At 53.0% G+C, this 18,309-nt stretch carries 17 protein-coding genes and 1 pseudogene; 11 read left to right on the forward strand and 7 right to left on the reverse strand.

The features are described from left to right. Window positions 1–10: 10 nt before the first annotated feature. From ftsB to truD, 4 genes are read left to right on the forward strand one after another with little or no spacing between them, the layout of a single operon-like run. Window positions 11–325 (forward strand): cell division protein FtsB, encoded by a 315-nt coding sequence (ftsB, locus tag JC793_RS02905; RefSeq protein ID WP_046891963.1) that lies wholly within the window; start codon window positions 11–13, stop codon window positions 323–325. 26 nt (window positions 326–351) lie between these two features. After that, entirely contained in the window at window positions 352–1,128 is a 777-nt protein-coding gene (gene ispD / locus JC793_RS02910) for a 2-C-methyl-D-erythritol 4-phosphate cytidylyltransferase (RefSeq protein WP_218428334.1), read from the forward strand. Continuing rightward, entirely contained in the window at window positions 1,128–1,607 is a 480-nt protein-coding gene (gene ispF, locus JC793_RS02915; protein WP_024472856.1) for a 2-C-methyl-D-erythritol 2,4-cyclodiphosphate synthase, read from the forward strand. Before ispD ends, ispF begins: the two co-directional genes overlap by 1 nt. Beyond that, complete coding sequence (gene truD / locus JC793_RS02920; RefSeq protein WP_218427436.1) at window positions 1,604–2,650, forward strand: tRNA pseudouridine(13) synthase TruD; 1,047 nt, start codon at window positions 1,604–1,606, stop codon at window positions 2,648–2,650. The genes ispF and truD overlap by 4 nt, the downstream gene beginning before the upstream one ends. Window positions 2,651–2,726: 76 nt before the next feature. On the opposite strand, the gene JC793_RS02925 is transcribed toward truD, so the two are convergent. Beyond that, window positions 2,727–3,122: a DUF5329 family protein gene (locus tag JC793_RS02925; RefSeq protein WP_052926983.1), complete on the reverse strand. Its 396-nt coding sequence runs from the start codon at window positions 3,120–3,122 to the stop codon at window positions 2,727–2,729. Window positions 3,123–3,289: 167 nt separating this feature from the next. On the opposite strand from JC793_RS02925, the pseudogene surE reads away from it, so the two are divergent. The 4 genes and pseudogenes from surE (at window position 3,290) to rpoS (ending at window position 6,972) form a co-directional block, all read left to right on the forward strand. Further along, a pseudogene (surE, locus tag JC793_RS02930) lies at window positions 3,290–4,047 on the forward strand (5'/3'-nucleotidase SurE). Next, entirely contained in the window at window positions 4,044–4,670 is a 627-nt protein-coding gene (locus JC793_RS02935; protein ID WP_046891968.1) for a protein-L-isoaspartate(D-aspartate) O-methyltransferase, read from the forward strand. Before surE ends, JC793_RS02935 begins: the two are co-directional and overlap by 4 nt. 141 nt (window positions 4,671–4,811) lie before the next feature. Continuing rightward, window positions 4,812–5,930, forward strand: a complete 1,119-nt coding sequence (gene nlpD, locus JC793_RS02940; protein WP_046891969.1) for a murein hydrolase activator NlpD — start codon at window positions 4,812–4,814, stop codon at window positions 5,928–5,930. A gap of 49 nt (window positions 5,931–5,979) precedes the next feature. After that, window positions 5,980–6,972 carry an RNA polymerase sigma factor RpoS gene (rpoS, locus tag JC793_RS02945; RefSeq protein ID WP_166707014.1) on the forward strand — a complete coding sequence of 331 codons (993 nt, stop codon included), beginning with the start codon at window positions 5,980–5,982 and terminating at the stop codon, window positions 6,970–6,972. A 92-nt stretch (window positions 6,973–7,064) separates the two neighbouring features. On the opposite strand, the gene mutS is transcribed toward rpoS, so the two are convergent. Beyond that, window positions 7,065–9,626, reverse strand: a complete 2,562-nt coding sequence (gene mutS / locus JC793_RS02950) for a DNA mismatch repair protein MutS (protein WP_218427438.1) — start codon at window positions 9,624–9,626, stop codon at window positions 7,065–7,067. 415 nt (window positions 9,627–10,041) lie between these two features. After that, entirely contained in the window at window positions 10,042–10,494 is a 453-nt protein-coding gene (locus JC793_RS02955) for a hypothetical protein (protein WP_046891972.1), read from the reverse strand. A 339-nt stretch (window positions 10,495–10,833) separates the two neighbouring features. Here JC793_RS02955 and JC793_RS02960 point away from each other — a divergent pair, with 339 nt between their 5' ends. Genes JC793_RS02960 through JC793_RS02970 form a run of 3 tightly spaced genes read left to right on the forward strand, consistent with a single transcriptional unit; the run spans window position 10,834 to window position 14,122 of the window. After that, window positions 10,834–11,829 (forward strand): hypothetical protein, encoded by a 996-nt coding sequence (locus JC793_RS02960; protein ID WP_107679506.1) that lies wholly within the window; start codon window positions 10,834–10,836, stop codon window positions 11,827–11,829. Then, on the forward strand, window positions 11,829–12,971 hold the full coding sequence (locus JC793_RS02965) for a BamA/TamA family outer membrane protein (protein WP_182107537.1): 1,143 nt from the start codon (window positions 11,829–11,831) through the stop codon (window positions 12,969–12,971). Before JC793_RS02960 ends, JC793_RS02965 begins: the two co-directional genes overlap by 1 nt. Next, window positions 12,971–14,122, forward strand: a complete 1,152-nt coding sequence (locus tag JC793_RS02970) for a DUF4056 domain-containing protein (protein ID WP_218427439.1) — start codon at window positions 12,971–12,973, stop codon at window positions 14,120–14,122. Before JC793_RS02965 ends, JC793_RS02970 begins: the two co-directional genes overlap by 1 nt. On the opposite strand, the gene JC793_RS02975 is transcribed toward JC793_RS02970, so the two are convergent. The 4 genes from JC793_RS02975 to JC793_RS02990 form a co-directional block, all read right to left on the reverse strand. Then, a complete protein-coding gene (locus JC793_RS02975) occupies window positions 14,102–14,581 on the reverse strand; it encodes a GNAT family N-acetyltransferase (RefSeq protein ID WP_166707017.1) in 480 nt (159 codons plus the stop codon). The two genes, JC793_RS02970 and JC793_RS02975, sit on opposite strands and share 21 nt — an antisense overlap. A gap of 82 nt (window positions 14,582–14,663) precedes the next feature. Continuing rightward, on the reverse strand, window positions 14,664–15,722 hold the full coding sequence (locus JC793_RS02980; protein WP_218428514.1) for an aldehyde dehydrogenase family protein: 1,059 nt from the start codon (window positions 15,720–15,722) through the stop codon (window positions 14,664–14,666). Beyond that, window positions 15,719–16,702 carry a hypothetical protein gene (locus JC793_RS19495; RefSeq protein WP_247717310.1) on the reverse strand — a complete coding sequence of 328 codons (984 nt, stop codon included), beginning with the start codon at window positions 16,700–16,702 and terminating at the stop codon, window positions 15,719–15,721. Before JC793_RS19495 ends, JC793_RS02980 begins: the two co-directional genes overlap by 4 nt. A gap of 111 nt (window positions 16,703–16,813) precedes the next feature. Further along, a complete protein-coding gene (locus JC793_RS02990) occupies window positions 16,814–18,286 on the reverse strand; it encodes an anion permease (protein ID WP_218427441.1) in 1,473 nt (490 codons plus the stop codon). Window positions 18,287–18,309 lie beyond the last annotated feature (23 nt).

Genomic DNA, 18,309 nt, shown 5'->3' on the forward strand with positions numbered 1-18,309 from the left:
GGGGGCAGTGATGGGCAAACTGACGCTATTACTTTTGGTTATTCTGGGCTGGCTGCAATATTCATTGTGGCTGGGGAAAAACGGTATTCACGACTATGTATTGGTCAGTGAAGATGTTGTTGCATCAGAACAGGCAAATGTGAAGCTCAAAGCCCGTAATGAGCAGTTATTTGCTGAAATCGGCGATCTGAATGACGGGCTTGAAGCCATCGAAGAACGCGGACGCAGTGAATTAGGCATGATCAAGCCCGGCGAAAGCTTTTACCGTGTCCTGTCCGAAAAACGGACTCAGCAGAATGCGCAGTCACAAAGTCGCAGTAACTAATCGCTATGACAATACTTTCTTCCGCAATGACCGGTTCACAACCGGCACCGGACTTATCCGGTATTTCTGATGATGCTCCGGTCACGGCATTGATCCCGGCTGCCGGTATCGGTACCCGGATGCAGTGCGAATGCCCCAAGCAATACCTCATGATTGCCGGAAAAACCATTCTGGAACACACACTCGCTATTCTGCTGGAACACCCGCGTATTACGCAGGTGGTGGTGGCGCTGCATCCGCACGATACGGTGTTCAGTACATTACCGGTGGCGCATCATCCGCGTATCCGGACGGTCACCGGCGGCGGCGAGCGCGCGGATTCTGTTCTGGCGGGTCTCGACTATCTCGCGGATCATACTCCGGAAAACAGCTGGGTACTGGTGCATGATGCTGCACGCCCCTGTTTGCAGTTATCCGATCTGAACCGGCTGCTGGCGGTTATGTCTGACACTCAGACTGATAACCGCGTGCAGGGCGCGATTCTGGCCTCACCGGTACGCGATACCATGAAGCGGGGGGTAACATCTGCCGGATATACCGGTATTGATCATACCGTTGAGCGCACACAGCTCTGGCATGCACTGACCCCGCAATTTTTCCCGCTTCATCTGCTGCGCACCTGTCTGCAACAGGCGCTGTCTCAGAAGGCGGTGATCACCGATGAAGCTTCCGCACTGGAGTTCTGCGGCTATCAGCCTTTGCTGGTGCCCGGCCGGGCGGACAATATTAAAGTCACACAGCCGGAAGATCTCGCACTTGCCGGGTTCTACCTGTCCAATAACAATAAGGAACAGACAACATGATGAGAATCGGACACGGTTTTGATGTTCATGCCTTCGGCGGTGAAGGCCCGATTGTGATTGCGGGTGTCCGCATTCCTTACGAGCAGGGATTACTGGCGCATTCCGACGGTGATGTCGCCCTGCATGCCGCCACTGATGCATTACTGGGCGCTGCGGCGCTGGGGGATATCGGTAAATTATTCCCGGATACCGATCCTGCCTATAAAGGTGCGGACAGCCGTGTGCTGCTGCGTGAAGCTTTCCGCCGTATTCAGGAAAAAGGGTACCGGCTGGGTAACCTGGATGTCACGATTATCGCCCAGGCACCGAAAATGCTGCCGCATATCCCGCAGATGCGTGTGAATCTGGCGGAAGATTTACAGTGCCATATGGATGATATCAATGTGAAAGCCACCACCACCGAGAAACTCGGTTTTACCGGCCGCAAAGAAGGGATCGCCTGTGAGGCTGTGGCGTTACTTGTGAAGGCTGAAGCATGAGTCTCCCGGTCAGTTACTTTCACGGTAAACCGGCGGCAACCGGTGTACTGAAAGCACAGCCGGAAGATTTTCTGGTACAGGAAGATTTGGGCTTTGAACCGGACGGTGACGGCGAACATGTGATGGTCCGCATCCGGAAAACCGGCTGTAATACGCGGTTTGTGGCGGAAGAACTGGCGAAATTCGCCAAAATCGCCGCCCGTGCTGTCAGCTACGCCGGACTGAAAGACCGCCATGCCGTCACCGAACAGTGGTTCTGTCTGCAGATGCCGGGAAAAGAAACACCGGATTTCACGCAGATGCAGCTTGAAGGCTGCGATGTGCTGGCGGTTAACCGCCAGAAACGGAAACTGCGGATCGGCGCACTGAAAGGTAACCACTTTACCATTGTGCTGCGCCGGATCAGTGATCGTGCCGCGACAGAACAGCGTCTGCAACAGATTGCACAGTCCGGGGTGCCGAATTATTTCGGTGAGCAGCGTTTCGGGCGCAACGGACAGAACCTGTATTTTGCCCGGCGCTGGGCTGACGGCGAAATCAGTGTGAAAGATCGCAGCAAACGCGGTTTTTATCTCTCAGCGGCCCGCAGTGCGATGTTTAATGCCGTGACGGACGCGCGTCTGACACAACATCTTCAGGCAACGGTATTGCAGGGAGATGCGGTACAACTCGCCGGTCGCGGCAGCTGGTTTGCGGTTCAGGCGGATGAGCTGGCGGATGTACAGCAGCGTCTGGATAACCGTGAACTGCGTATTACCGCACCGTTACCGGGTAAGAGTGATTTGGGAACGCAGGATGCGGCACTGGCGTTTGAAACGGAGCAACTGGCACCGTGGCAGTCTCTGTGGCAGCTGGCGGCGAAAGAGGGGGCAGATAATGCCCGTCGTGCGCTGATGCTGTATCCGGAAGATTTCACATCGGAATGGATGGATGATGAAACCGTCCGTTTATCCTTTTTCCTGCCGGCCGGCAGTTTCGCCACCAGTGTTGTCCGCGAAATTATTGAGCTGGAAGCGGATCAGGCGGCAGAATTCAGTGAATAATCAACTGACTGATTAAAATGAAAAGGGCAGAAATAATATTTCTGCCCTTTTTCGTTCTGTTTTTTTGACTGCATTTTTATTCTGTTTTTGCCGCGGCGGCTTTGTCTGTTTCAGTCAGCAACTCAGTCAGGTAAATTTTTGCATCCACCGGGTCGTTGCCCGGCAGTTTCACCTGATACGGTTTACCGCTGACAGAAGATCCTGACGCCACTTTATCCACGAACTGCTCTGCGGTTTTCAGACGTTTTTTCGTTTTACTTAATTTCAGGCGCAGATGCGATTCCGCGTCGGCGGCATTATGCTCACTGCCGTTGCGGATAAAAATCAGTTGTTCCTGCTTCCCGACCGCAGTCAGTAAATTCTCCACCCGTGTCTCTTCCTGAGGAGACAGCGCAAGTGCCTCTGAGACCAGAAGCAGTCCGGCCGTCAGTGCCGTGAACAGGGTTGCTGTGATGCGTTGACAGATAGCCATGCAGAAATCCTGTCAGTTATAAATAATAATAGCAGTATCATGCAGGTGAATATGAAAAAAGCAATCAGACTAAATCTGTTATAACCCTTTTTTATCGCGGCTAACTTGATAAAATAGTTTTCTGTCGTGATAAATGATCTGTGACTGATAAAAAGGATACCGTTGTGCTGCGAATTCTGGTGAGTAATGATGACGGCGTCAGTGCGCCGGGTATCCGGACACTGTCTGAGGCACTGCGGCGTACTTATCATGTGCAGGTGATTGCACCTGACCGCAACCGCAGCGGGGCATCCAATGCGCTGACGCTTGATCGTCCGCTGCGTACGGTGGTGCATGAAAACGGCGATATTGCGCTGGTGGAAGGCACGCCGACCGATTGTGTCTATATTGGTGCTAACCTGCTGATGCGTCCGCGTCCGGAAATTGTGGTTTCCGGGATTAACTGCGGCCCGAATCTCGGGGATGATGTGATTTACTCCGGTACGGTGGCGGCAGCAATGGAAGGGCGCCATCTGGGATTACCCGCGATAGCAGTCTCCCTGAACGGTGACACCCATTATGATACGGCGGCGGAAATCACCTGCCGTCTGCTGACTATGCTGCAACAGGTGCCGCTGCGGGCCGGTAATATTCTGAACGTGAATGTCCCCGATATCCCGCTCAGTGAGATCAAAGGGATGAAAGTCACCCGCTGCGGAACCCGCCGGGCACCGGATGTGGTTTACACACAGACAGACCCGAAAGGAAATCCGCTGTACTGGCTCGGCCCTCCGGGGAAAAACTGGATACCGGGCCGGATACCGATTTTGCGGCTGTCGATGCCGGTTATGTTTCCGTCACACCACTGCATGTTGATCTGACAGCCTACAGCGTGCAGGAAAAATTAGCAGACTGGTTACAAAAAGCAGGGGTGATACAGGAATGATCCGCCGGGTGGTACAGGATCTGATTACACAGTTACGTCAGGCCGGGATCCGCGATGAACGTCTGTTACAGGCGATGGCGGCTGTCCCGCGGGAGAACTTTGTCGATGAGGCGCTGACACATAAAGCCTGGGACAACACCGCGCTGCCGATAGGCTACGGGCAGACTATCTCCCAGCCGTTTATGGTGGCGAAAATGACAGAACTGCTGGAACCGGCTCCGCAGGCGCATGTGCTGGAAATCGGCACCGGCTCCGGCTATCAGACGGCGATACTCGCACATCTTGCGGCACATGTTTATTCGGTTGAGCGGGTCAAAGGATTACAGTGGCATGCCAAACGCCGCTTTAAACAACTTGATCTGCACAATATTTCCACCCGTCACGGCGACGGCTGGGAAGGATGGCCGTCCCGTGGCCCGTTTGACGGCATTATTGTTACCGCTGCCGCCAGTGATATTCCGCCCGCGCTGCTCGGTCAGCTGGCGGATAACGGGCGGATGGTGATACCGGTGGGGGAACAGCAGCAGATGCTTAAACTTATCCGCCGCCGGGGCAATGATTTTCATACCCAATCGATCGGAACTGTCCGGTTTGTTCCCCTGATCCACGGGGATCTTGGATAAAAATGGCTATTTTAGTAACAAGACTTTTTCATTTCGCTTAGTATCTGTTTTAATAATACAATCCTGCCATGCGGTCTGCGGCCGCGTGGTGAATTTCTGATTGTCAGTTTTCGCACTATTTCCAGTTTCGGGAGAAGGAATATGAACTCAAGAAACCCTATGAAAACAATACGATGGGTTGCTATTGGGTCACTGATGAGCACGGTTCTGGCCGGATGCTCAACGCCGTATCATGCCGCACCAATCAGCAGTGTGGAAGAAAGCAGCAGTGCTCCGGTTATGACAGCAGGTAATGATAACAACAGTACTTCTGTATCCACGCCGATGCCGGTACGTCCTCAGCTCAGTTCTGCCAATAATACACAGCCGGTAAGCCGGAGTGTACAGCAGCCGCGTGCCGCTGGTGTGCAGACCAGTAACGATGGCCGGATTCAGTACAACCGCAATTATGATGCGATCCCGAAAGGCAGTTACAACGGAAATACCTATACCGTTCAGCGTGGTGATACTTTATTTTACATTGCTTATATCTCCGGGTCTGACTTCCGCGAACTGGCAGCACAAAATAATATTCCTGAGCCGTACAGCCTGAACGAAGGGCAGGTGATTCGGTTAAGCAACGGCGGCAATACCGTTGCACCGGTCAGCAGCGGAACTCAGGTCGCGACAAATAAGAATACTCCGCAAAACAGGGTGGTTGATTCTCAACCAACTAATGCGTATTCTGAATCTTCAGGCGCTAAACCGGCCGGCGGTAAGATGCTCTCATCTCAGGTCACCGCACAGGCAAAAGCGAATAACGGCACTGCTGCTACCACAGCGGCAACAACTGCAGCCGTTACCGCTCCGGCAACAACAACCAGCGCGCCTGTCGCCGTAAATAGTGGTTCCTTTAAATGGGGCTGGCCAGCGGAAGGCAAAGTCATTTCCAACTACACAGGACCTACCAGCGGTAACCGGGGTATTGATATCGGTGGTACACGTGGACAGCCTGTTTTTGCTTCAGCGCCGGGTAAAGTGGTGTATACCGGTAATGCGTTACGCGGCTACGGCAATCTGGTCATCATCAAACACAACGATGATTTCCTGACCGCCTATGCACATAACGATTCCATCCTGGTTAAAGATCAGCAGGACGTCGCAGCTGGTCAGAAAATTGCCACGATGGGCAGCAGCGGAACCACATCCGTAAGATTACATTTTGAAATTCGTTACAAGGGAAAATCAGTCAACCCGCTGCAGTACTTACCGCAGCGATAAACGGCAGAACAGCTTGTTCTGCCTGAATTATCGGGGTAGGAGCAAGCTGATGAGCCGTAATCCACTGAATGCTAACGAGTTATACGACGAAGATTTTGCCGCCGAGCAGGCTGAAGATGAAGAGCTGTTTGATGAGAAACAGCTGGCAGAGGAGAGCGAATCTGACGATCCCGGTCCGGACATTGAGTTCGTGCAGAATGTCAGTCAGCGTGTCCTCGACGCCACTCAGCTTTATCTTGGTGAGATAGGCTTTTCACCGCTGCTCAGCGCAGAAGAAGAAGTCTTTTTTGCACGGCGCGCCCTGCGGGGTGATCCCGCAGCGCGCCAGCGTATGATTGAAAGTAACCTCCGCCTGGTGGTTAAAATCTCCCGCCGTTACAGTAACCGCGGGCTGGCACTGCTTGATCTGATTGAAGAGGGTAACCTCGGTCTGATCCGGGCTGTGGAGAAATTTGATCCCGAAAAAGGCTTCCGTTTTTCTACCTATGCCACATGGTGGATCCGTCAGACTATTGAACGGGCTATCATGAATCAGACCCGCACCATCCGTCTCCCTATCCATATTGTCAAAGAGCTTAATGTCTATCTGCGTACCGCCCGTGAACTGGCTCAAAAGCTGGATCATGAGCCGACAGCAGAAGAGATTGCCGAACAACTGGATAAACCGGTGGGGGATGTCAGCCGTATGCTGCGCCTGAATGAGCGTATCACCTCAGTGGATATCCCTGTGGGCGCGGATTCAGACAAAGCACTGCTGGATATCCTGTCTGACGAAAATGATGTCACACCGGAAAACCGTTTGCAGGATAACAACATGCAGCAGAGCATTGTGAAGTGGCTGTATGAACTGAATCCGAAGCAGCGGGAAGTGCTGGCACGCCGTTTCGGCCTGCTCGGCTATGAGGCCGCGACACTGGAAGATGTGGGGCGTGAGATTGGTTTAACCCGCGAGCGTGTGCGGCAGATTCAGGTGGAAGGTTTACGCCGCCTGAAAGATATCCTGCATAATCACGGGCTATGTGAGAATTCACTGTTTAACTGAGTGATCCGTAAAACAACGTTCTCATGCTGTTATAAAAATTATTTATGCAAGAAGGGGGGAATTTATTCCCCCCTTTTTCTTTTGTCCGGTTGTCAGAGCATCTCTTTCAGACGGTAAAGCCAGTCCAGTGCCTGACGCGGTGTCAGTGAATCCGGATTAATCCCCGCCAGCGCATCCAGTGCCGGAGCCGGTTCTTCCGGTGCATCCAGCAGATTCATTTGCGGAGTTTCCACATGACTGGCGGTGGCATTCAGTGACAGCGATTCCAGCTCGCGCAGTTTCTGTTTCGCGCGTTTAATCACATCACGCGGCACACCGGCAAGCAGCGCCACTGCGAGGCCGTAACTTTTGCTGGCAGCGCCATCCTGCACGCTGTGCATAAAGGCGATGGTATCACCGTGCTCAACCGCATCCAGATGGATATTGGCCACACCTTCCAGTTTCTCCGGCAGCGTGGTCAGCTCGAAATAGTGAGTGGCAAACAGTGTCAGTGCTTTGATCCGGTTTGCCAGGCTTTCCGCACAGGCCCAGGCCAGCGATAAACCATCATAGGTGGATGTCCCGCGCCCGATTTCATCCATCAGCACCAGGCTCTGTTCCGTGGCGTTATGCAGGATATTGGCGGTTTCTGTCATTTCCACCATAAAAGTGGAACGGCCGGACGCCAGATCATCAGATGCGCCGACACGGGTGAAAATCCGATCCACCGGGCCGATAACCGCTTTTTCCGCCGGGACAAAGCTGCCGATATACGCGAGCAGCGTGATAAGTGCTGTCTGCCGCATATAGGTACTCTTACCGCCCATATTCGGGCCGGTGATGATCAGCAGGCGGCGCTGTGGTGACATTGCCAGCGGGTTGGCGATAAACGGTTCTGTCAGCACATGTTCGACAACCGGGTGACGGCCGCCGGTGATCTGAATACCGACTTTATCCGTCAGTTGCGGACAGGTGTAATTGAGGGTTTCCGCGCGCTCGGCCAGGTTGGTGAGCACATCCAGTTCCGCCAGGGTATCTGAGCTGCGCTGAAGCGCTTCCAGGTGCGGCAGCAGCAGATCAAACAGCTCCTCATAGAGGGCTTTTTCAATCGCCAGTGCTTTGCTTTTGGAAGTCAGAACCTTATCTTCATACTCTTTCAGTTCCGGAATGATATAGCGCTCGGCGTTTTTCAGCGTCTGGCGGCGTACGTAATGGATCGGTACCAGGTGGCTTTGTCCGCGGCTGACCTGAATATAGTAGCCGTGCACACCATTAAATCCGACTTTTAGTGTATCGATACCGAGTTTTTCGCGTTCGCGGATCTCCAGTTTATCGAGATAATCACTGGCACCGTCAGCCAGGGCGCGCCACTCATCCAGTTCCTCATTGTAGCCGGGAGCGATAACACCACCGTCCCGCACCAGCACCGGCGGCGCTTCAACTACCGCGCGTTCCAGCAGTGACTGTAATTCATCAAACTGACCGATACGCTGTTGCAGTGTCTGAATATAAGGATCAGAGACGGCACTCAGCTGTGCCTGAATATCCGGATACTGAGAAAAAGCGTGACGCATCCGCGCCAGGTCACGCGGACGGGCGGTACGCAGCGCCAGACGCGCCAGCACCCGTTCGAGGTCGCCTATCTGCCGCAGAACCGGTTGCAAATCCGGGCTGATATCCGTCAGCGCGGCAATCGCCTGCTGGCGGTTGGCGAGCACGGCTCTGTCACGCAGCGGGGAGTGCAGCCAGCGTTTGAGCATCCGGCTGCCCATCGGGGTTACACACAGATCAAGTACGGAGGAGAGCGTATTTTCGGTGCCGCCGCTGAGGTTCTGGGTGATTTCCAGATTGCGGCGTGTGGCAGCATCCAGAATCACATTTTCCTGAAGATTTTCCAGTGTCACACTGCGGATATGCGGCAGCGAGGTGCGCTGGGTATCTTTGACATATTGCAGCAGGCATCCTGCGGCCTGTAAGGCCAGCGGGGCATTTTCCACACCAAAACCGTGCAGATCGCGGGTACCGAACTGTAATGTCAGCTGCTGACGTGCAGTTTCCAGTTCAAATTCCCACAACGGACGGCGGCGCAGCCCTTTCTGATTCTGAATAATGGCGAAATCCGCCATATCTTCCGGATAGAGCAGTTCAGCCGGGCGGGTACGCTGCAATTCCGCGGTCATCGCGTCTTTATCCTCTAACTGGAGGATACGGAAACGGCCGGATGTGATATCCAGGGTGGCATAACCAAACCCGCGCGCATCCTGCCAGACCGCCGCGAGCAGGTTATCCTGGCGCTCCTGTAACAGGGCTTCATCACTGACGGTTCCCGGTGTGACGATACGGATCACTTTACGCTCAACCGGGCCTTTGCTGGTGGCCGGATCGCCGATTTGCTCACAGATAGCAACAGATTCCCCGAGCTGAACCAGTTTTGCCAGATAACCCTCAACCGCATGATGCGGCACCCCGGCCATCGGGATCGGCTGACCGGCGGTCTGGCCGCGTTTGGTCAGTGAAATATCCAGTAACTGCGCTGCCCGTTTGGCATCATCAAAGAACAGCTCATAGAAGTCACCCATCCGGTAAAACATCAGAATATCCGGATGCTGTGCCTTGAGCCGGAAATACTGCTGCATCATAGGGGTATGGGATTCGAAGTTTTGGTTGTCAGTCATAGGGATTCTGTTAACACACTGAGAAAGTTACGGTTTATCAACTGCCCGCCCCGGGTACAGTCTTCATTAATGTGCTTAAAATAACACAGATTCTGATGAAAAAGGGGATTCCTTCCCGCACTGCGGTGAATTATTGAAAAGGGTGGAGCAGGATCGCAAAAACCGGAGGTAAGATGAGAATATCACGCAAAAAGCCGCGCAATATACATTTACGCGGCTTCACCATGTTGTGCTGCTCTGCTCCCTGAGCAATCACACCTGGTTTATACAAACAGACCGCCGTTCTGAACGGGAATAACAGATTAAAACCCTGTTTTAAAACTAATCAGAAATCCGGCGTAATAATGAATATCTGATATATTCAGATATCATCCTGTTATATTTTATGGATATTTATTTAGTGATATAATTTTTATTATTCTTCGGTCACACGAATAGAAGTTACGGTATATTTACCATTTGCATCTTCACCACCCTGGTAAACATACAGACGTCCTTCGATGAAGAAGAAGTTAAATGTCTTACGATCATCAATGACATAGTCAAATTCAAATCTGCTGACCAGTCCGAGTGTGGTGGTCGCATAAACTTCCATGGTTTTACCGGCTAAGCTGACCGCACAGATATAAGTGGTTGCAGTAACATCATCATAAGCAGCCTGAATAATATCATAGTAACAACCGAAGTTTTTACTGACAATGCTATCACCCAGTGTACCATTTTCATAAACAGGCTTAACCAGGTAATTACCTTCTTCATCTTCTGCCAGAAGGTAATTTTTTCTGCCGACATTATAAACTACAGTCTGCGGATAAATATGACCAAGTTCGCCTTTATCAACCATGGTTAATTTAACTTTACGAGCCATTATATTACTCCTTTTATATTAATCGCACTCTGATGTGGTGCGGTTATAGTTATAAGGAAATGGCGTAATTCCCGCAATATTGAAAGTTAATGATCTTATTATTTAAATTGTCTCACTTAAAATAAGATATGCAGGTTGTCTGTGAAAAATAATGATTCTCATTTTGAGTGATATTTGTTCTTTATAATCTGATGGTTAATTCGCGTTATTGTAACTTAATGGAATAATAACTTGCCGGATATAGCAATTATTACTAATTATCGCACGTAAAGTCCGTAATTTAGTAAAATTAGCCGTTAGAATTCATCACCATTTAATTAAACGAAACCGGCTTATATTATGTTACGCCCGATATTTCATACTCTGATTATTACCGGCTCACTGAGCCTGAGCGCTTTTTCTTATGCGGACGGCCCTTCATTGTCATTAAGTGTCAGCCAGTCCGGCGGCTCAGTACAAAAGGAAGATGGTTCTCTTGATGCTACCCGTCCTTCTGAATCCCAATCCCGTATTCTGCCTATCTGGGGCGATGAAGCCCGTGCCCGCGGTTATGATATTCCGGAGCCGTTTGGTGTCGGTTATAACTATATGAATCTGCGGCAGGATATTGTGGTGGATAAAATCGGCTTTATTATGCCGAAAAACCCGGAGACAGCGGGTGCATTATCAGTCGATGCGGGCCATACCCGGGAAAAAAGTGAAACACATATGCTGAAAGTGGATTCCTGGATTTTTCCGTTTATGAACGTGTATGGTTTATACGGTAAAACCAAAGGTAAATCCCATACTATTCTGAATGGCGGCGCCTTTGATCTCGGGTTTGCAAAATTGCCGCTGAAATTCCTGGAAGGGCAGCCGTTCGATCTGGATTTCGAAGGTAAAACCTATGGTGCGGGTATGACACTGGCCGGCGGATATAACCAGTTTTTCGGAACGGTCGATCTTAATTACACCAAAACTAATCTGGATATCCTCGACGGCGATATTAAAGCACTGGTGATTTCTCCGCGTGTCGGCTATGAATTTGTCTTCTCACCATTAATTGCCGGACAGGGAAATACCAAGTTGCAGGTCTGGACAGGGGCAATGTACCAGGATATTACTCAGCGTTTTAAAGGGGATATCAGCGGGCTGAGTTTACCGGGACAATTTCAGGATTTTGTGAATGCGCTGGATGATCCGGGAATGAAATTCGATGTTGAACAGCATCTTGCCCATAAATGGAGCAACCTGGTCGGTGCCCGGTTAGAAGTGACCCGCAATTTTAATATAATTTCAGAAGTGGGCTTTAATAACCGTAACAGCTTCTTTATTTCCGGAGAATTCCGTTTTTAATGATATTTCGTCATTGCGCTGCCGGGCTGGTAATTGCCTGTCTGGCGGCGGTTCACACAGCAAAGGCCGGTTTTTTACCCTCAAGGGAGCAAATTGATGATGCACTGTCCGGACTGGGCAGCAATAATCAGTTTGACCGCAGCAAAACGATTGACTGGGGGGTATTACCCGGGCCGTTTTATACCCCTGAACTGGAAGCTGGTATCGGGGTGGCTCTGGTCGGCCTGTATCAGGCAGACCATAATCCGGACAGTAAAATATCCACGTTATCACTCAGCGGGTTTGCCTCCTCAACAGGGGCTTTCGGTCTGAACCTGAATAATTACACCTATCTGGATAATGATAACTGGCGTTTTTACCTCAGCGGCACGCTTAATAATGTACCGACGGATTATTGGGGAAAAGGCTATCAGGCCGGGCGCGTTAAAGATCATTTCGGTGAATATAAGTCACAGCAACTGCGTCTGACTCCGTCACTGCTGCGCCGTGTGGCGGATAATACCTATCTCGGGTTAGGCTGGGATTTCAGCACACTGAATGCCGCGTCTCCGGACAGGCCGTTCAGCCGTTATATGGATGAACATGATTATGACCGGCATGCTGTCAGCTCCGGTGTTAGTGCCACATTCAGTTATGACAGCCGGGATTTTCTGCCGAATGCCCGTCAGGGGCAGGCTCTGGATCTGCGTTATACGTATTATGCACCGTCACTCGGCAGCGATACGCGGTTTAATACCACTGAGATTCAGTACAACTATTATTATCCGCTGAATGACAAAACGGTGCTGGCATTTGATAACTATGCGCGGTTTGCATCCGGTGATGTACCGTGGGATCAGTTCTCCCGCCTCGGGAACGGGCGGCAGATGCGCGGCTATTATGACGGCCGTTATCAGGATAATCACGTCTTCGCAACCCAGGTCGAGTACCGGCGTAAGCTGGACTGGCGGCATGGTGTTGTGCTCTGGGCCGGGAGCGGGACGATGAGTGAGAGTGCGCGCCATCTCGGCGGCGGCCACTGGCTGCCTAACGTGGGTGTCGGGTATCGCTTTGAATTCAAACCGCGGATGAATGTGCGGCTCGATTTTGGTGTCGGAAAGCAGAGCAGCGGTTTTTATTTCCAGGTCGGGGAAGCATTCTGATGCGGGTATTTATCACCGTAATTGTCATGATGGTGCTGTTATCCGGCTGTCAGAGCCGGATGAGGGACGTTCCTGTTGTCCGTGCCGATCTTTCGCCGCAGACAACAGAAACCGCTGCGCAGGTATTTCCGGTTGCTGATGGGGTGAGCGCACCCGACGGGCTGCGCCCCTGCTGCGCGTTCGGTTATGATCTGCGGGCAAAGCTGGGGCCGGTTCCGGTGCCGTTTTACACCATCGGTAATGTGCTGACCGCCGGTGATTTGGGGGAGCATGTCTACAATGACAGCTTCTGGTTTGGTGTGGCAGAGGTTATCGGCCTGAGTAATGAAAACCTCGGGATCGTCTATTCCCGCCGCGGCGGATTTATCGATATTGCACATGTCCGGGATACTGCCGATTACACGTATTATCTGTTTACCCTGATTTATCCGCACCTTGGCGAAGCCCGCATGCTGACACTGTCAGACGAGCTCTCTTCCCGCCGTATTCAGTTCCGCCGTTTTACTCCGCCGCAGGACCCGGCAGAGCGTTATACCCTGAGTGTCTATCTGGCGGCGCGGCTCGCGTTTCGTCTGGCAGCATGGCATGAGATTGCTCAGTGGTACGGTTATCATTCAGTTCCCGGTTTTTCTGAGGAAATCTCTGCATTTACACCTGAAGATCTTTATTCCAACCTGCTGGGCGCGCGCCTTGCCATCACGTTGCTGTTGCAGGGGCACGGCGGTTCAGTGGCGGATTTTAACCGCGGAATGGAAGCTATTTTCCCGCAGGCACTGGCACTGCTGGATGCACAGCCCGCTGAGGTGACCCGGCAGATGTTTGACCGTATCGACGGGCTCTGGTGGGATAAACAGCAGCGGGTGCCTGAGAAGTTTCTGGTCCTGCGCCGGGATTACAGTGTGAGTGATGACCGGCTGCCTTCACTGCCGCCGCAGGAAACCGCCACCGGGATGAGGCTGGCACTGCCTCAGCATTATCTGCACTGGTCTCTTGCGGATCTGGCGTCATTTGAACTGTGGCGGACAAATAACCCCGGGAACCTGCCGGTGACCGCACTGCCGTTTACTGAAGCTGATTTTCCGCGGCTGACAGAACATGCGGCAGCGGAGGATAAAAAAACAGCGCCGGTATCAGTGCAGCGAAATCAGTAACAGCGGAAGAACACGGCCGGGCAGGGAGTCAGACGGCGTTTCCCCGATGCGGATGGCGCCCTGGCGAATATAAAATGCTTCCGCATTGGGGTCCGCATCGACCAGCAGCGCGCTGACACACTGTGTCCGGGCGGAGGTGACTGCCCACTGATACAGTGCGCTGCCTATTCCCTGATGCAGATAATCCGGATGCACAAAGAGCTTGGAAAGCTTTCCGTTCTCTTCCTGACGGTTGATGGTCAGTTGTACCACACCGGCAATTTTGCCGTTAATCCGGGCTGTCATCAGCCGTGAACGGTCAAAATCAGCGGAGGTAATCGTCAGTTCATCGCGGCAGGTCGCCATAAATTTCTCATCATATCCCCAGTGCTGTTTTGAACGCAGGCACAGGCGGGTCAGATAATCCGCTTCATCACGCTGAGGCGGGGCGAGTAAAAAAACGGGTGCTTCTGTGGTCATAACGATCAAATCCGTGATTTTGCTGAGACGAATAATAATAGCAGATCAAATGTCAGGCTGCGTAAGGTGGCGGTGTGTTATTTCACCGCAGCCGGATATCATTTTGCACCGGGGTTATCAGCGCGGAAAAGCTGAACGGCGGGTTGTGCATCTGCCCGCAGTCACAGTGGCGCAAAAACCGGGATGCCCTGAGCGGCAGCAGATCCTGACGACCGTAGCAACCGAGTGTCTGTAACTGCCCGGGCCGGTATCGTGCGGCCATCTTCAGATGGTCTGCCGGATCACCGGTAATCAGGTTAAAACCGTACGGCAGCCAGTGCGCCGGTTCAAACGTCCTCCGCAGTGTCAGCCCCCAGCCGGATGCCGTACTGTAAACCGGCGGCCGGAGATCAGGTGCCAGCACATGGCGCAGTGACAGTTCCCGTGCCTTTACCATCTGGTGTAAACGGGTATTCTGCGGCAGACAGGGCAGTTCATTCAGTACCTGTGACAGTGAACTGTACAGCCGCTCTGCCATCATCGGGCTGTCGAGCAGAATAAAGCGTGGCGAATCATTGACTTCCCTGAGGAACAGGCAGGTGTCCCACAGGAGCAGTTCCGGTGCGGGTAAATCCGTGCCGCAGATTATCATTGCGCTGATTTTCGGGCCGTTTTCGATCAGGCGGACAGGCGGCGGGGTAATTTTCCGCCAGTGGCGGATCAGGGCATCGTTTCCGGTCACCACGACGGTATCCGCGCTGTGCAGCAGTGCGGTGTCATGCTGTTCCGGCCCGGCAAATTCGCAGGTGACAGAGTCCGTACCGGGCTGTCCGCACAGCATATTCAGCCAGTCGCAGTGGTTGCGGGTTCTGATGCGGAGCGCCGTACCGGTGATATAAGCGGCGATGATAAGCTCCGCGGTGGTCAGCGGGTTACCGCCCTCATCAATGATCAGGACCTGTTCTGCCGCATACCGGGATGTGCCGCTGAGGGCATGCTCTGCTGCGGTATCAATAGCACGGGAGTCAGCCAGCCATTGCAGGCGCATCCGGCAGAATGAGTGTGTTGCCGGATCTGCGGAGAATTCCGGTTTCCGGCTCAGTATGGCGGACAGGCGGTCTTTGATGGCAGCAATGCGCCGGGGGATAGCGTCTGTCATCATATCTCATCTCCGCTGAGGTCGTCCCGCGCGGCGATACTGCCGCAGTAAGATATCCAGGGCAATGTACTGCCGCAGGCACAGCCGGTTCCCTGTTCACATATATCTGTCGTCAGCAGGCGCTGGGCAGGCAGCGGTGTAAGCAGCGGGGTATTCAGCTGTAACAGGCCGCTTTTGTCTGCCGCAGCCGGACTGCCATCCTCACTGATCAGCATAAAGCGGGAAAACTGCGGGATGTGAAAATGCCCTTCCCGGCAGCTGATATAGTGCAGCGGATGCGCCGGTGTGCTGTAAATTTCACGGATGATGACAAACGGTGCCTGAAGTATCTCCGGCAGTTTATCTGCAATCATCCGGCAGTGGCTGCGCCGGCCGTGACTGCTCAGTATGCGGATCTCCCCTTTCAGGGTAAAAGGTGCCGGACTGTTCTGAGCAAACCGGGCCGCATGATGTGCGGCAGCAATGATATACACCGGATCGCTGTGTTGCGCCCATTCCATCAGCACGGCCCAGGCCAGTACGGTATTCGGCTGGCCATCGGCGAAGACGGCGGTGACACACTCTTTCACCGGTGCGAATTGTGTCAGTTCAGGGAACAGCGGGGTGTCGTATGCCTTGTGTCCGGCAGGCTGCGGTGGTGTCAGCAGCAGAAAACGGGCCGGACGCGTGCTGGTGAGTCCGCTGAGGCGGAGGAGGGATGCCATGGCCCGTTCAGCCATATCTGCGTATTTTGTATCCGTATGTGTGGCCGGACATCCGCTGCGGAACAGGGAGGCAGGGATCACCGGTGCAGGCTCCGCCTCATCCAGCAGGGCATAAGACGGATTATAACGACGGTGATAATGATCAGTTTGCGCCATCGCTTTCAGATAGCGGGTTTCCGCTGACGGGGTCAGCGGCGCACAGGGCGACGGATTATCCGCGAACTGCTCAATCACACCGGTATCCGCAGAAACCGGCTGCACAATTTCCTTTTGCATCATCTCCCCTGATATTACTGATAAACACTGCGGGGTCAGTATATAAGTATTCTTTATACGATAATTCTTAATTCGGCAAAGAATACATTCAGGACGATAATGCGGGCTGGTCTGTTACCAGTATCCGAGGAACCGCCACCACAGACTGCCGGCGATAATCCAGATAACCAGGTTGACGATGCTCATCACCAGACCGGTTTTCCACCATTCCCCGAGCGTGGTGTAACCCGAACCGAAAATAATCGGCGCGGTACCGGTGCCGTAGTGGGTCAGGGACATCATCAGCGAGGAGGAGAACGCCAGAGTCAGCCCGAGCAGCATCGGTGGTGCGCCGAGTGCCAGTCCGGCGGCATAAAATGCGGCGAACATCGCGGTGATATGCGCGGTGGTACTGGCGAAAAAGTAGTGAGAATAGACATAAAATAACACCAGCAGCAGCATCCCGCCGGTCCAGCTTATCCCCAGGTGGTCAATACCGTTGCCGACCGTCAGGGAAACCCATTTGATCAGCCCGAGCTTGCCGAGGAACGATGCCATCATCACCAGTGCGGCGAACCAGACTACCGTATCCCATGCCCCTTTGTTTTTCAGAACATCATCCCAGCTGAGTACACCGCTGCACAGCAGGGCGGCAAGACCGATAAAGGCGGCGGTGGTCGGATGAACGTTATATTCGCTGCCGAACAGCCAGCCGGGCACGCCGGCCCACAATGCCAGCAGCAGAATAAAGACCCCGAGTGTGATTTTTTCCGGCAGGGAAACCGGGCCGAGTTCACGGATACGCTCACGGGCAAATTCAGGCGCATCCGGGGTGGCGGTGATTTCCGGCTTATACAGAAAATAGATCACCAGCGGCATGGTGATCAGCGAGATAAGCGCAGGTAAAAATGCGGCCACGGCCCACATCGACCAGCTCAGTTCTGCCCCTTTTCCGGCTTCCTGCACAATCAGAGTAACAATCAGCGGGTTAGGCGCGGTTGCCGTGATAAACATCGCGGACGTAATGGGGTTGGTATTGTAATTAACCAGGGCCAGATAGCGGCCGATTTTCCCGCTGGTGCCGTCATCCGCTTTCGAGCCGAAACTGTCAGCGATTGAACGCATAATCGGGTGGATAATTCCGCCGCCGCGCGCGGTATTACTGGGGGTAACCGGTGCCAGCACGGTTTCGGCAATCGCCAGCGAATAGGCGATACCCAGCGTTTTTTTGCCGAACAGAGAAATAAAATAATAACCGATACGTGCCCCCAGTCCGGTTTTATTCAGACTGAGAGAAACCATAATAGAGATCCCGATGAGCCAGATAAGCTCATTGGAAAAGCCGCTCAGGGCATCAGCGAGCGCCGCTTTTGCCGAACCGGGATTAGTGACGCCGGTCAGGGCGACAAGTGCAATCGCCACCATGGAAACCGCACCGATAGGCAGTGCTTTGCCGATAATAGCGGCGATGGTGCCGACAAACAGCGCGAGCAGGTGCCACGCGTTAGGATCAACACCGTCAGGTACAGGAACAGCAAACCAGATAATACAGGTAATAAGAATCGCGATTAAGGAAGGAATGGGTTTCAGCGGAGTCAGTTTATTCATAGGTCCGTCCGTGGTAATTGTAT

Source organism: Morganella morganii, from assembly GCF_019242955.1.
Classification (GTDB): Bacteria; Pseudomonadota; Gammaproteobacteria; order Enterobacterales; family Enterobacteriaceae; genus Morganella; species Morganella sibonii.

Coding starts and splice junctions, on each gene's coding strand:
- ftsB (WP_046891963.1), top strand. CDS start 11: ATGGGCAAACTGACGCTATTACTTTTGGTTATTCTGGGCTGGCTGCAA.
- ispD (WP_218428334.1), top strand. CDS start 352: ATGACCGGTTCACAACCGGCACCGGACTTATCCGGTATTTCTGATGAT.
- ispF (WP_024472856.1), top strand. CDS start 1,128: ATGAGAATCGGACACGGTTTTGATGTTCATGCCTTCGGCGGTGAAGGC.
- truD (WP_218427436.1), top strand. CDS start 1,604: ATGAGTCTCCCGGTCAGTTACTTTCACGGTAAACCGGCGGCAACCGGT.
- JC793_RS02925 (WP_052926983.1), bottom strand. CDS start 3,122: ATGGCTATCTGTCAACGCATCACAGCAACCCTGTTCACGGCACTGACG.
- JC793_RS02935 (WP_046891968.1), top strand. CDS start 4,044: ATGATCCGCCGGGTGGTACAGGATCTGATTACACAGTTACGTCAGGCC.
- nlpD (WP_046891969.1), top strand. CDS start 4,812: ATGAACTCAAGAAACCCTATGAAAACAATACGATGGGTTGCTATTGGG.
- rpoS (WP_166707014.1), top strand. CDS start 5,980: ATGAGCCGTAATCCACTGAATGCTAACGAGTTATACGACGAAGATTTT.
- mutS (WP_218427438.1), bottom strand. CDS start 9,626: ATGACTGACAACCAAAACTTCGAATCCCATACCCCTATGATGCAGCAG.
- JC793_RS02955 (WP_046891972.1), bottom strand. CDS start 10,494: ATGGCTCGTAAAGTTAAATTAACCATGGTTGATAAAGGCGAACTTGGT.
- JC793_RS02960 (WP_107679506.1), top strand. CDS start 10,834: ATGTTACGCCCGATATTTCATACTCTGATTATTACCGGCTCACTGAGC.
- JC793_RS02965 (WP_182107537.1), top strand. CDS start 11,829: ATGATATTTCGTCATTGCGCTGCCGGGCTGGTAATTGCCTGTCTGGCG.
- JC793_RS02970 (WP_218427439.1), top strand. CDS start 12,971: ATGCGGGTATTTATCACCGTAATTGTCATGATGGTGCTGTTATCCGGC.
- JC793_RS02975 (WP_166707017.1), bottom strand. CDS start 14,581: ATGACCACAGAAGCACCCGTTTTTTTACTCGCCCCGCCTCAGCGTGAT.
- JC793_RS02980 (WP_218428514.1), bottom strand. CDS start 15,722: ATGATGACAGACGCTATCCCCCGGCGCATTGCTGCCATCAAAGACCGC.
- JC793_RS19495 (WP_247717310.1), bottom strand. CDS start 16,702: ATGATGCAAAAGGAAATTGTGCAGCCGGTTTCTGCGGATACCGGTGTG.
- JC793_RS02990 (WP_218427441.1), bottom strand. CDS start 18,286: ATGAATAAACTGACTCCGCTGAAACCCATTCCTTCCTTAATCGCGATT.